This is a genomic window from Galbibacter sp. BG1, assembly GCF_013391805.1.
Lineage (GTDB): Bacteria > Bacteroidota > Bacteroidia > Flavobacteriales > Flavobacteriaceae > Galbibacter.
Genome location: NZ_CP058364.1, coordinates 1,305,776 through 1,318,734 on the forward strand (window position 1 = coordinate 1,305,776; position 12,959 = coordinate 1,318,734).

11 protein-coding genes and 1 pseudogene are annotated in these 12,959 nt (G+C 36.9%); 6 read left to right on the forward strand and 6 right to left on the reverse strand.

Features of this window, described 5'->3' with window-relative positions; translation table 11 throughout:
* Positions 1 to 31: 31 nt before the first annotated feature.
* Entirely contained in the window at positions 32 to 1,348 is a 1,317-nt protein-coding gene (sufD, locus tag HX109_RS05735) for a Fe-S cluster assembly protein SufD (protein ID WP_178950238.1), read from the forward strand.
* Between the two features lie 102 nt (positions 1,349 to 1,450).
* Here sufD and HX109_RS05740 read toward each other — a convergent pair whose 3' ends face one another.
* Positions 1,451 to 2,548: a lipid II:glycine glycyltransferase FemX gene (locus tag HX109_RS05740; protein WP_178950239.1), complete on the reverse strand. Its 1,098-nt coding sequence runs from the start codon at positions 2,546 to 2,548 to the stop codon at positions 1,451 to 1,453.
* 102 nt (positions 2,549 to 2,650) lie between these two features.
* A complete protein-coding gene (locus HX109_RS05745) occupies positions 2,651 to 3,178 on the reverse strand; it encodes a GNAT family N-acetyltransferase (RefSeq protein ID WP_178950240.1) in 528 nt (175 codons plus the stop codon).
* 99 nt (positions 3,179 to 3,277) lie between these two features.
* Between HX109_RS05745 and HX109_RS16295 the strand changes: the two are divergent.
* Positions 3,278 to 3,832 (forward strand): annotated as a pseudogene (locus HX109_RS16295) (DUF1028 domain-containing protein); the annotation flags it as partial.
* Between the two features lie 185 nt (positions 3,833 to 4,017).
* On the opposite strand, the gene HX109_RS05750 reads toward HX109_RS16295, so the two are convergent.
* Together HX109_RS05750 and HX109_RS05755 are read right to left on the reverse strand one after the other, a co-directional pair.
* Positions 4,018 to 4,884 (reverse strand): RluA family pseudouridine synthase, encoded by an 867-nt coding sequence (locus HX109_RS05750; RefSeq protein WP_178954073.1) that lies wholly within the window; start codon positions 4,882 to 4,884, stop codon positions 4,018 to 4,020.
* Positions 4,885 to 5,161: 277 nt separating this feature from the next.
* Entirely contained in the window at positions 5,162 to 6,316 is a 1,155-nt protein-coding gene (locus tag HX109_RS05755) for a serine hydrolase (RefSeq protein WP_317170437.1), read from the reverse strand.
* 355 nt (positions 6,317 to 6,671) lie between these two features.
* On the opposite strand from HX109_RS05755, the gene HX109_RS05760 reads away from it, so the two are divergent.
* From HX109_RS05760 to HX109_RS05770, 3 genes are all read left to right on the forward strand, one after another.
* The gene (locus HX109_RS05760; RefSeq protein ID WP_178950242.1) at positions 6,672 to 6,920 is read left to right on the forward strand and encodes a DUF6364 family protein; all 249 of its coding nucleotides are present in this window, start codon (positions 6,672 to 6,674) and stop codon (positions 6,918 to 6,920) included.
* Positions 6,921 to 7,349, forward strand: coding sequence for a PIN domain-containing protein (locus tag HX109_RS05765; RefSeq protein ID WP_178950243.1), 429 nt, complete (start codon positions 6,921 to 6,923; stop codon positions 7,347 to 7,349).
* A gap of 216 nt (positions 7,350 to 7,565) precedes the next feature.
* Positions 7,566 to 8,780 (forward strand): cysteine desulfurase, encoded by a 1,215-nt coding sequence (locus HX109_RS05770; RefSeq protein WP_317170438.1) that lies wholly within the window; start codon positions 7,566 to 7,568, stop codon positions 8,778 to 8,780.
* A 23-nt stretch (positions 8,781 to 8,803) separates the two neighbouring features.
* Here HX109_RS05770 and HX109_RS05775 read toward each other — a convergent pair whose 3' ends face one another.
* Positions 8,804 to 9,106 carry a helix-turn-helix domain-containing protein gene (locus HX109_RS05775; RefSeq protein ID WP_178950244.1) on the reverse strand — a complete coding sequence of 101 codons (303 nt, stop codon included), beginning with the start codon at positions 9,104 to 9,106 and terminating at the stop codon, positions 8,804 to 8,806.
* Positions 9,093 to 9,434 carry a type II toxin-antitoxin system RelE/ParE family toxin gene (locus HX109_RS05780; protein WP_317170439.1) on the reverse strand — a complete coding sequence of 114 codons (342 nt, stop codon included), beginning with the start codon at positions 9,432 to 9,434 and terminating at the stop codon, positions 9,093 to 9,095. Before HX109_RS05780 ends, HX109_RS05775 begins: the two co-directional genes overlap by 14 nt.
* Positions 9,435 to 9,720: 286 nt before the next feature.
* Here HX109_RS05780 and HX109_RS05785 point away from each other — a divergent pair, with 286 nt between their 5' ends.
* A complete protein-coding gene (locus HX109_RS05785; protein WP_178950245.1) occupies positions 9,721 to 12,765 on the forward strand; it encodes a leucine--tRNA ligase in 3,045 nt (1,014 codons plus the stop codon).
* The last annotated feature ends 194 nt before the right edge of the window (positions 12,766 to 12,959 follow it).

Sequence of the window (12,959 nt, forward strand, 5' to 3'; positions counted from 1 at the left end):
CTGAAAACAGCAAACTTGAAACAACTCTAAAATGGAATTAAAAGATAAATTAATATCATCATTTATGGCTTTTGAAAATCGTGTGGATGTAGACCATCCAGTTCACGATATCCGTTCTGAAGCTATAAAAGTCTTTGAAGAAAAAGGTTTTCCAACCAAGAAAGATGAAGCGTGGAAATACACCTCTCTTAATGCGTTGCTAAAAACCGATTATAGCGTTTTTCCAAAGGAAGAGTCTGCGCTGGAATTTAAAGACGTTAAAAAATATTTCATTCACGATATCGATAGCTACAAAATTGTATTTATCGATGGTATTTACAGCTCTCATCTTTCGCAAACTTCACACGAAGGTTTAGATGTTTGTTTAATGAGCTCTGCCCTTACCAAGCCAAAGTATAGGCTGGTTATTGAGAACTACTTCAATAAAATAGCCCAAACGGATGATAGCCTTACGGCATTGAACACTGCTTTTTCTAGGGAAGGTGCATTTGTTAATATCCCAAAGGGAAAAGTAGTCGATAAACCGATACAAATTGTTCATTTATCCACTGGGAAAGAATCTTCGTTGATGCTTCAACCGAGATCTTTGGTTGTTGTTGGTGAGAATGCACATGTTCAAATTATAGAAAGGCATCAAAGTTTAACGGAGAATCCTGTTCTTACCAATTCCGTAACAGAAATTTTTACACATAAAAGAGCTATTGTAGATTATTATAAAATTCAGAATGATAATCAACACGCCTCTTTAATTGACAATACTTATATTTCCCAGCAGCAAAACAGTCATGCTTCAGTGCACACTTTTTCTTTTGGTGGAAAACTTACGCGTAACAACCTCCAATTTGTTCATAAAGGGGAACATATTAATTCCACATTAAAAGGAATTACAATTACGGAAGACAAGCAGCATGTAGACCACAGTACATTGGTACACCATGCCACTCCAAATTGTGAAAGTCACCAAGATTATAAAGGGATTTATGCTGATAGAAGTACTGGGGTGTTTAACGGCCGTATTATTGTGGAGAAAGAAGCACAGAAAACCAACGGTTTTCAGCAGAACAACAATATTTTAATTGATGATAAGGCTACCATCAATGCAAAACCACAGCTAGAGATATTTGCAGACGATGTAAAATGCTCTCACGGATGTACCATTGGGCAGTTGGATGAAGAAGCTTTGTTTTATTTACAAGCACGAGGGATCCCGAAAAAAGAAGCCCGTGCGCTCCTCATGTATGCCTTTGCAAATAACGTGTTGGAGAGTGTTAAAATACCCGAGCTAAAAACACGTATCAACAAATTAATTGCAATGAAATTGAATGTAAACATCGGTTTCGATTTGTAATAACTTTGAATAACAATTATAAAAATCCCCAAATAGTCAATGATTATTTGGGGATTTTTTATTATTTTTTTTGATCCTGAGCTCAGGAGACATTCAAATCTTTTAATTGCTAATCTCCTGTAGTCGGAATAAATCGTATTCTTTTTGTTTAAAGGGATAATCCCAACAGCCCATTCGGTGGTACAAATTCCCTCCAAAACCTTTTTTGTAGATATGAACCCCACGAAGTGGATGGGATTCAGTAATATTTGGAGCAGAACCAAACATATCGTATTCTGTACAGCCATGCTTTTTGGCTATTTTAATAGACTCCCACTGTAAGGCATAACTAGCCATTTTAGTATTAGGTAAAGAAGCCCCGTATAAATAGTTGGCTCTTTTATCAGACAAAACCAAAAACATAGATGCCAGAAATTCCCCCTCGCTATCGGCCATAAGCATTTTAACCGAAACCCCTTTGGAGCCGTTATCTTGGTTTTCTAAAATATTTTTGAAGAATTCTACGTTTTGCAAAGGCATATTATGGCGAATTGCCGTTTCTGTGTACAACTCATACCAATCCTGTATGCGCTCCATTCCATATTCCTGTACATTAATTCCCTTTTTATAAGCCTGTTTAATGCTGTATCTTGTATTGTAGCGCATATTGGCCAATAAATCTTTTTCATCTAAGGTAAGATTTAGAAAAAACGTATTTTTCGGCAAGATGTCACTAGCACTTTTACGAAGATTAAAATTGGACGTTTTGTAGTTTACCCGCATTTCTTGGATATTTCCTTCCGGAGGGCCATTCCAATTTCCTTTTTCATCAAAATATTCATCTTCTGCAGCCCATTGATTTTCCCACATTAAATCATAACGGATAAAAATACAATTGGAAGGTAAGTGCGCTTTAATTTTTTCTGAAAGCTCTTCCAAAAACCAACCTTGGTTCTCGAAAGCAGGTTCCAATTTAGGTCCGTAAGGAACATAGGCGTAACAAAAACTATCATTTAAATATTTTACCAACACCAAAAGATCATCTTGCACAGGCATAGAGGCCTCGCTATTGTAACCCAATAATTCTTTGGATACCGTAATTTCAAACCCTTTAGGCGTAAAACCCTGCTCATCCTTTAATCTGCCCCAATAGGGAGTTTGTGGTAATACGTTTGTAGGCTTTATATTTTCAACTGCTTTCTGCTCTATTTTACACAACATTCCGAAAAAATTTCCGGCAAAGCTATAAATTATAGATTGGAATAAAAAATTGGCAGGCAAAGCTTAAATTATTTTAATTATTGAAGATCAATTATTTATAAATTAATCGTTGCTTTCCCAGTCTTTTCTAGATAGCTCGAACCGACGGTCTATACAGTTCGCTTTTGCATTGTAGAAGGTTTTTATAGGATGCATCAACTTGTTGAGAATTTTAGTGGACGCTACATTATTAATATCGGCATCTGCGGTAATTTTTTCAAGTCTTAATTCAGCAAAACAAAAATTAATCATTCCCAAAGCCGTTTCCTTTCCATAGCCTCTGCCCCAATGTTCAAAACGAAATCTGTAGCCTAATTCCCGATCGTTTTCATTATTGGTTAAGAGCATACACAAACCTATTAGTTCGGCACTATTAATAAGATATATTCCCCAATAACAGGATTTATTTGCAAGAATTGTACTGTTTAGGTTTAAATGTTCTTGAAATTTGTTTTCGATGATCTCATCACTCCAACGTATTTGCGGAACGGCATTAATAACTCTTTCGTCTGTAAAAAGTTCCTTGAAAAAACTTCTGTCATATTCTTTTAATTTCCTTATAGCTAGCCGTGCTGTATTGAATAAATCCATTTACTATATTCTTAAATCACATGGAACTGTAACAATTTAAAATAAATCCCATCTTTATTGGTATAAAGTATCATCATTAATCAAAAAACAATCAAATCAATGAAAAATCGAGCAATCACTATCGCTAAAGGTAGAGTTATTTTAGTTATTCTATTTATCCTGTCATTTTTTCCTTCCTATGCAACATGGTCTATTATAGCAGTGGATAGAAACACAGGTGAAATAGGGATAGCAGGTGCATCCTGTACTTTCGATGTATCTGGAATTGCTTCCATAGTTCCAGGGAAGGGAGCCATCGTCGTTCAAGCGGCCAGCAACTATTTCGCGCGCATGAAAGCCGTAGATTTAATGATGGCCGATGCAACTCCCGAAGAAATACTGAATGCTTTAAAAGATAAAGAATATAATCCTGAAAGGCAGCAATACGGGTTTATTTCCATTTCTCAAGGCTCCAACCCCGTGGTGTATTCTGGAGCGCAAATAAATGTATGGAACGGATCTAAAATTAGCACAGATGTTGCTGTTCTAGGTAATATTTTGGTAAGCGACGCTGTTATTAACCATGCTTTCGATGCCTTTGAGAATGCATCAGGTAAACCATTAAATGAGCGTCTCATGCTTGCATTGGAAGCCGGAGCAAAAGCGGGAGGAGATAAAAGATGCGGGGCCCAACATGCCCGTTCGGCCTTTTTAATGGTTTACAACCCTGAAACCGAAGCTATAGACAAACTTTCTGTATTTGGCATCGAAAAAGAAGGCAAGTCAGCTGTATTGCTACTAAAAAAGAAGTTTGATAAACTAATTTCCGTTTACATTAAAAAATGGGATTATAAAAAAATCTATTTTTCTAAATCAAAAATTCTGGTAAATTTTTTAGGCAAATCAGAAGATAAACATATTTCCTTTCCTGTAAAAGGATGCTCAAACTTTAAACTACACGCATGTAAATACAGTCCTTTCCCCTTTAAAATAAGATCTTCTATTCCATATTGTTGATCTCCCAATATAGGATTTCCAATACTCGATAAATGTTTTCTCAATTGGTGTTTTCTACCGGTTTTTGGAATCAATTTCACTAAGTTTAGAGTACCAAACCTATCTGAGGGAACTGTTTGAACAACTTCATACTGTGAGTAAGATTCTTTACCATCGATGGAAAATCTTATGTCTCCAACTGGCTTCATTTTTCCAGTAGTAACCGCGTAATAGGTTTTTTTTATTTTTTTAAGTTCAAACAATTCATTTAGCGCACGGATGCAACCGTTGGTTTTTCCAACCAGTAAAACACCTGTCGTGGGGTAATCTAATCGATGCACTGGTTGTGGTCTAGTGGCATCCCTTTCTGTGCTTAGTTTAAGATTTTGACTCAACGCATTGGCAATGGTTTTAAAGCGGTTACCACTTACGGCGATACCAGCCGGTTTGTAGACAACTGACAAATAATCATCTTCATACAACACCTCCAAAGGAAAAATAAGTTTTTTGGAAGGCTGTACTACTTCCGGTACATGCAGTACGATTTCTTCACCACCGCTGATATAAGTTGCGGTTGTGGCCAACTTACCATTCACTTTTATGAGTTGCTTTTTTAAAGCCTTTTTTAAAGCAGATTTGGTTGGGGTCGTCTCAAAAATACCAACCCCATATTCCTGAAGTCGAATTGGTTTATTTTGAAATGTGGCTATATGGGTTTCTTTTATGTTGATAGAATTCTTTTAACTTTTTTGTTTCACTTTTTATTTTAATTGAATAGCTCAGAGACTCATATATTGTTGCCTAGCGTTCGATCCGAATTTTATAATCAATATAATAAAAGATTTAGGATGTTTGATTTAATTATAGTTCACATAAAAATTAAAAGTTGAACTTATCCATGTAAAATAATTGAGACTGAGTTTTTATTATTTAACCTTACTACTACTGTTGCAGGAGATGGCCACGGCAATTACCTCGCCATGACAAATCGCTTTTACCAACTCAAAATTATTCTATCGCCCCAGTTATCCCACTTAAAAATCCATTAAAATCGAAAGCATCCCCAGATGCTAACCCCATACGAACCACTACCAAATCTTTAGAGGGTACAATATAGACACGTTGTCCTTGAAATCCATCTGCAAAATAGGCATCGGTAGGTACGTCTGGCAGTTTTTTGGAGGCATTGAGCCAGAAATGGCCGCCATACAGACCTTCAGAGTTTGGTGCGGGAGTGGACACATAATCCACCCAATCTTTATCAAACAACTGGTCGCCATTCCAGTAGCCATTGTGCAAATATAGGAGTCCGAATTTCCCCCAATCACGAGTTGTTGCCCATCCGTAGGAAGAACCTACGAAATTCCCGGCGGCATCGGTTTCCAACACCATACTATGCATCCCAATACGGTCGATAAGCTTTTTATATGGAAAGTTTACGTATTCTTCATAAGTGCTAAATTCCTTCCGAAGCAAACCAGATAACAAATTGGTCGTTCCTGAAGAGTAATTCCACTGTTCGTTGGGTTTAGCATCTGCTTCCTTTTTCGCTTGTGCAGCGCTCATATCTTCAGCTAAAAAAAGCATTTTAGTAACATCAGAAATGGTGGCATAATCTTCCTCCCATTCCAAACCGCTATTCATTTGAAGCAAATTGGTATAGGTGATATTTTTGCGATCGTCATTTTGCCAAGCATCCACTGGGGCTGGGTTGCTGACTTTCAATTTTCCTTCGCATTGCAGAATTCCGTAAAGCGTTGCCATGACGCTTTTAGTCATCGACCAACCCAACAATTTTGAATCCCTGTTTAAGGAATCACCATATTTTTCAGCAATAATCTGGTCTTTATAAATCACCAAAACCGACCGTGTTTTTTGTACATCGTTGTTGGAAAAGGCTTCTTCTACCGTTTTATCAATTTGTTGGTAATTTAAATTGGAAAAAACGGTGTCTTTTTGAGGTAACTCTCCGTAAGGATAAGGCAAATTAGTCTGTTTTTGCGTTCTAGAAGGCGCTGTTGCAGCACTTATCTTTTCCAAATCGGCTTTTTTAGGCACCAACACGCATCCCAATCCTTCCCTGTAAACGGCGATCCTTTCTTGGAGTCCGTAAACGCTGGATGTTGACAGTTTATCTGTTTGGTACACCTTATTCTTTGCCAAATTTACAGGGGAAAAGTTATTATCGTGCCGTTCGGTAAATTCTTTAGTCCGATCATCGAGAAAGTTGCACGAACATACATTTTTTGCTGAGTAGCCGCTTATGATATTCAGTTTTGGATAGTTGAAATAGAATACGACAACAAGGGCAAAACATATAAGGAGAATCGTGTAGAGGGCGAAGCGTTTGAAGTTTTTCAAAATATATGATGTTTGTAATGTGTAATTAAAAATACAGAAGTTTTGAATAGTTTTAAAATTTGTTCTTCTGTAGAAACCTTTAGCACGTGTTGTTAAAAAATTAAATACACGTGTTTAAGAATTTTTCTTATCTTTATAGCGCTTAAAATTAGGTATTATGAACACAAAATTGACACTCACAATTGAACGGGAAATAATCGACCGGGCTAAGCAGTATGCCAAAGAAAAGAACAGAAGCTTGTCCGATATTATTGAAAATTACCTTAAGACTATCACTGAAAAGGAAAAAGATAGTCAAAAGGACCTTAATCCTCTGGTGAAGTCTTTAAAAGGTTCTTTTAAGATGCCAAAGGATATGGATTACAAAAAAGAGCTTAAAAATCGTCTGGAAAAAAAATATCTGTAAATGGACAAAGTTCTAATTGATACTGACGTAATCATGGATTTCTTTTTTGATAGAAAACCATTTTCAAAGTATGCTTCCGAAGTTATAAACCTTTGCGCAGAAAAAGAATTGAAAGGGTTTACCACACCTGTTATAATTTCCAATGTTTACTCTCTACTAAGAAAAACGGCAACGCACACGGTAGTGGTGGAAAAAATAAAACAACTTTTAACCATAATCGACACAGTTAAAATGGACAAACATGTTGTTTTAAACGCACTCAATTCTAGTTTCAAGGACTTTGAAGATGCACTTCAAAACTATGCTGCCATCGAAAATTCAGAAATAAAAATTATTCTCACTCGCAACTTGAAAGATTTCAAAAAAAGTGAGCTTGCCGTTTTAACCCCTGAAACTTACATCAAAGGAAAAGCAAGTAATTCTCAATAGTTAATTAATTTTGACAGGCTAATCTCTTTCGCCACACGAAGTTTCGGGAGTCAAAGCCCTTCTTTGAAGGTAGTTTTATTCCAATTAATAATTTCTTTTGTAAACTACCTCGGGGTATTCTACCCTTTGGCGGTGCCAACAAAACTTTCCTGCCTTCCCTTTTTAAGCTTCTAACTTTACCGTACTTTTGTGTTTTATCCTTTTACAAGAATAGCTATGATCGATATACAGAAAATCCGGGAAGATTTTCCCATTTTAAAAAGAAAAGTGAACGGGTATCCATTGGTTTATTTCGACAATGCTGCCACATCCCAAACACCGCAACAGGTAATAAATTGTATTGTAGACTACTATTCTAATTATAACGCCAACATACACCGCGGCGTACACACGCTTTCCCAAGAAGCTACCGATAAATATGAGCAGGCGCGTATTAAAATTCAAGAACATTTTAACGCCAAGAAAGCCAAAGAAATTATTCATACTTCAGGAACTACTCACGCTATCAATTTAGTGGCTAATGGTTTTTCCACACTTTTAAAAGAAGGCGACGAACTTATTGTTTCTGCGCTAGAACACCACTCCAATATTGTGCCGTGGCAGATGCTTTGCGAACGTACGGGAGCCAAATTAAAGGTTATCCCAATGAGTAATGACGGTGAATTGCTTATGGATGCGTATGCTGAATTACTTTCTGATAAAACAAAACTGGTATTCTGTAACCATATCTCCAATGCTTTGGGGGTTATCAACCCAATTGAAGAAATTATTGAAAAAGCACATGCGGTTGGTGCCGCTGTTTTAGTGGATGGCGCACAAGCGTGTCCCCACCTAAAACCCGATGTTCAAGCGCTGGATGTAGATTTCTATGTGGCTTCTGCCCATAAAATGTGTGGCCCAACAGGTGTTGGTATCCTTTACGGAAAGGAAGAATGGCTCAGCAAATTACCTCCCTATCAAGGAGGTGGTGAAATGATTGCTGAAGTTACTTTTGAAAAAACTACATATGCCGACTTGCCACACAAATTTGAAGCGGGAACACCAAACATTTGCGGGGGAATTGCTTTTGGCGCTGCTATTGATTACATGAATAGCATTGGTTTTGAAAACATTCTGGCATACGAAAATGAATTACTTGCCTACGGAACTGAAAAACTAAGTGAAATAGACGGACTAAAAATTTACGGGAATACTAGCAAGAAAGCATCCGTAATTTCTTTTAATATTGAAGGTATTCATCCATACGATATTGGTACCATTGTTGACAAACTAGGTATTGCCGTGCGTACCGGCCATCATTGCGCCCAGCCTATAATGGATTTCTTTAAAATTCCGGGTACCGTTAGGGCGAGTTTTGCTTTTTACAATACCAAAGAAGAGATAGACGGCTTAGTAGCAGCAGTGAAAAAAGCAAAAATGATGCTTTCATAAGTAATTTTGAGATGTCTAGAAAATTAAATTTCTAATGATAGCTTTAGACTACCGCCAAGACCTTCGTGAATAATACGCATTAATGTAGAAAGGCGAATGTCACTGGCGTTATTTTCAATTCTCGAAATATAATTTTTGGTAGTCCCAGCCTTGTCCGCTAGTTGCTGTTGAGTTAAATGCTGTCTTTTACGAGCCTCTTGAATTAGAACCCCAATTTTAAAAGCTTCAAATTCTTCTTCAAACTTTGTCCTAGACTCGCTTCCAATTTCGCCATATTGCTCGTTTAGATGGTCATCAAATGAAGTTAGTTTTTTATTTGCTTTCATAATATTCTTTTTTAAGTCTTTCTGCTCTTTTAATTTCCTTTTTAGGTGTTTTCTGAGTTTTCTTCTGAAACCCACTTAGTAAAACGACAAGATTTCCTTCATCGAAAAAACAGAAAATTCTAAAAATTCCTTTTCCTGCGGAAACACGCACTTCCCAAAGGCCATCGGTATTGGTTAAATGCTTTAAAAATTTTTGAGGTACAACTTTAGTCCTTTTTATAAATAGTAACGTCCAGTCTATTTTATTTCTCACTACCAGCGGCTGCTTTTTGTAAAAGTCCATAAAATGGTTTTCATAAAAACCTATTTTTCTATTAAAATCACTCAATCTTACCGCTATTTATTTTCAAAGTTACCTAAAAAGGTAACATTTTGCAAATACTAATCTTGGTGTTCAACAATTTTACTTCTTCACTTGCCCTTCAATTCCCTTTTCTTATTCCAGCAATAACTGTATTTTTGCAACTTCTTAGACGGATTCGTAATTTGAGAGGTCGATCAATTGTTCGTTGGGTTATAGAGACCCCTCCTTTCAGCGGGGTTAGTTCAACTTACAATTTCAGAATTCCGTTTAGAACGGAATCTCAAATTGAGTTTCACTAAAAAACAACGTGATGAAGTACAATTTCAATGAAATTGAAGCCAAATGGCAAAAATATTGGTCGAAAAACCAAACGTTTCAAGCAAATAATAATTCTGATAAACCTAAATATTATGTGTTGGACATGTTTCCTTATCCGTCTGGAGCAGGACTGCATGTAGGGCATCCGTTAGGGTATATTGCAAGTGATATTTATGCACGTTACAAACGTCATAAAGGCTTTAATGTGCTTCACCCGATGGGGTATGATAGTTTTGGATTGCCAGCAGAGCAATATGCCATTCAAACAGGGCAACATCCTGCTATTACTACGGAAACGAATATTAAGAGATACCGTGAGCAGCTGGATAAAATAGGATTTTCTTTTGATTGGAGTCGGGAAGTCCGCACATCCAATCCGGAATATTACAAATGGACGCAGTGGATTTTCATTCAGCTTTTCAATTCATGGTACAACAACGATACCGATAAAGCTGAAAATATTAAGACGCTTATTTCAAAATTTGAAGCCGAAGGGAATTCAGCAGTAAATGCCGTTCATGATGAAACGGTAGCTACTTTTTCTGCGGAAGAATGGAAAAATTTTACTTCCGAAGAAAAACAGGAAATATTACTTAAATACCGACTTACCTACTTGGCGGAGACGGAAGTGAATTGGTGCCCTGCTTTGGGTACTGTTTTAGCCAATGATGAAATTGTAAATGGTGTTTCCGAGCGTGGTGGCCATCCCGTTGTTCGTAAAAAAATGAAGCAATGGAGCATGCGTATTTCTGCTTATGCCGAGCGTTTGTTGCAAGGTTTGGAAAAAGTAGATTGGCCAGAGCCGCTAAAAGAAATTCAACGTAATTGGATAGGGAAGTCTGTTGGTGCTTCAGTTGATTTTAAAATTCTTTCAAATGATGATGTCACTTCGAGCGCAGTCGAGAAGTCACATTCCATTTCCGTTTTCACCACCCGTCCCGATACTATTTTCGGAGTTTCGTTTATGACACTTGCTCCAGAACACGATTTGGTAAGCAAAATAACTACTCCGGAACAAAAAGAAGCTGTTGAAGCCTATATTGAAGCCACTGCAAAACGCAGCGAGCGCGAACGTATGGCTGATGTTAAAACCATTAGCGGAGTGTTCACCGGTGCCTATGCCGAGCATCCTTTTACTAAAGAGCCTGTTCCTATTTGGATTGGCGATTATGTATTGGCTGGTTATGGAACGGGAGCCGTAATGGCCGTGCCTTGTGGTGACCAACGTGATTACGATTTTGCAAAACACTTTGGAATTGATATTCCTAATATTTTTGAAGGTGTTGACATAAGCGAAGAAGCTTTTGCCGATAAAGAAAATACGGTGATTGCCAACAGTGATTTCTTAAACGATTTAGGCTATAAAGAAGCTAGCAAAAAAGCCATTGAAAAATTAGAAGAAATAGGTCAAGGTAAAGGAAAAACAAACTACCGACTTCGCGATGCCGTTTTTTCGAGACAACGCTATTGGGGGGAACCGTTTCCAGTATATTACGTAAACGGACTCCCACAAATGATCGATGAAAAATATTTGCCTATTGAATTGCCGGAAGTGGAAAAATATCTTCCCACAGAAACCGGCGAACCACCACTAGGCAATGCAACTGAATGGGCGTGGGATTCGGTAAACAATAAAGTCGTTTCTAATGACCTTTGTCATGCTGAGCCTGTCGAAGCATCACAAAATGGCATTTATCCTCTCGAACTCAACACCATGCCAGGTTGGGCAGGAAGTTCTTGGTATTTTAATCGCTATATGGATGCTGGAAATACCGAAGAATTTGCCTCTCAGAAAGCTTTAAACTATTGGGAAGATGTAGATCTCTATATTGGAGGAAGTGAACACGCCACCGGACATTTACTGTATGCCCGTTTTTGGCAAAAGTTTTTATTCGACCAAGGATTGCTTCCCGTTGATGAATTTGCTAAAAAACTCATCAATCAAGGGATGATTTTGGGAGAAAGTGGCTATTTATACTCTATTACCTATCAGACCTTCTTCGAAAAAGAAAACGATCGTTTTAGTAAAGGAAAAATCTATTTTATCCCTTTTGATGCTATTAATGAGAGTGGTGAGCTCAGAAAATCATATAAAGATATTTTACGAAAAAAGAATGTTGAAAATGCTTTGCTAAAATCTAGTAACAAATCTATAGGCATTGAAAATATAATAAAAGAAGAATACTCAGTCCATAGAATCCCTACTCCCGTTTCTGCAATTGATAAGTCAAACAATTTAATTGTTGATTCATTCATTAAATGGAAATATCCAAATATAGATGAAAAATCAATTCAAGAAAAAATTCAGAATTGTATCTCTGTGGATGAGCATTTTAAAATTCAACGGGAAGTCGAAAAAATGTCGAAGTCGAAATACAACGTGGTAAATCCGGATGAAATTTGTGAGAATTACGGCGCTGACACACTTCGAATGTATGAAATGTTCCTTGGTCCGTTAGTGCAAGCCAAACCTTGGAATACAGCCGGAATTACCGGAGTTCATGGTTTTCTTAAAAAACTATGGAAATTGTATTTTGAGGATAACGGACTAAAAGTTACCGATAGCGAACCTTCCGCAGAGAGTTTAAAGAGTTTGCACAAAACCATTAAAAAAGTTGAAGAAGATATCGAGAATTTCTCGTTTAATACATCGGTTTCCACTTTTATGATTTGCGTTAACGAACTCACCGCACAAAAGTGTACCAGTAAAGCTGTTTTGGAGCCATTAGCGGTCCTTATTTCACCTTATGCTCCACATATTGCAGAAGAGCTGTGGAGTGCATTAGGAAACAGCGAATCGATTGCTACTGCTCCTTTTCCAGAGTTTGAAGAAAAATATTTGGTGGAGAGCATGAAAACCTATCCAATATCTTTTAATGGGAAAATGCGTTTTACGCTTGATTTACCTATGGATATGAGCAAAGATGATATTGAAAAAGTGGTTATGGAACATGCCAAAACCCAAGCACAATTGGAAGGAAGAACTCCGAAGAAAATAATTATTGTTCCCGGAAAAATTGTAAATATTGTTGGGTAACCTTCTTACATTACTAATTGAAAAGTGTTTTTACATTTTAGTAAAAACACTTTTTTTATTTATACCCCCCTTATTTTTATGTTTTATGCCAAAAATTAAGCATTAAATTAAAATGACCCCCTTTAAAAATAAGTAAAGTCAAAAAATAATGGTTGATTTTTTGAAATGCCCCCTGTTTAAAATAAAATTTAGAT

Excerpts from the sequence above, each read along its gene's own strand:
- HX109_RS05760 (WP_178950242.1), top strand. The coding sequence starts at position 6,672 with ATGAACACAAAATTGACACTCACAATTGAACGGGAAATAATCGACCGG.
- HX109_RS05785 (WP_178950245.1), top strand. The coding sequence starts at position 9,721 with ATGAAGTACAATTTCAATGAAATTGAAGCCAAATGGCAAAAATATTGG.
- HX109_RS05775 (WP_178950244.1), bottom strand. The coding sequence starts at position 9,106 with ATGAAAGCAAATAAAAAACTAACTTCATTTGATGACCATCTAAACGAG.
- HX109_RS05745 (WP_178950240.1), bottom strand. The coding sequence starts at position 3,178 with ATGGATTTATTCAATACAGCACGGCTAGCTATAAGGAAATTAAAAGAA.
- sufD (WP_178950238.1), top strand. The coding sequence starts at position 32 with ATGGAATTAAAAGATAAATTAATATCATCATTTATGGCTTTTGAAAAT.
- HX109_RS05765 (WP_178950243.1), top strand. The coding sequence starts at position 6,921 with ATGGACAAAGTTCTAATTGATACTGACGTAATCATGGATTTCTTTTTT.
- HX109_RS05740 (WP_178950239.1), bottom strand. The coding sequence starts at position 2,548 with ATGTTGTGTAAAATAGAGCAGAAAGCAGTTGAAAATATAAAGCCTACA.
- HX109_RS05770 (WP_317170438.1), top strand. The coding sequence starts at position 7,566 with ATGATCGATATACAGAAAATCCGGGAAGATTTTCCCATTTTAAAAAGA.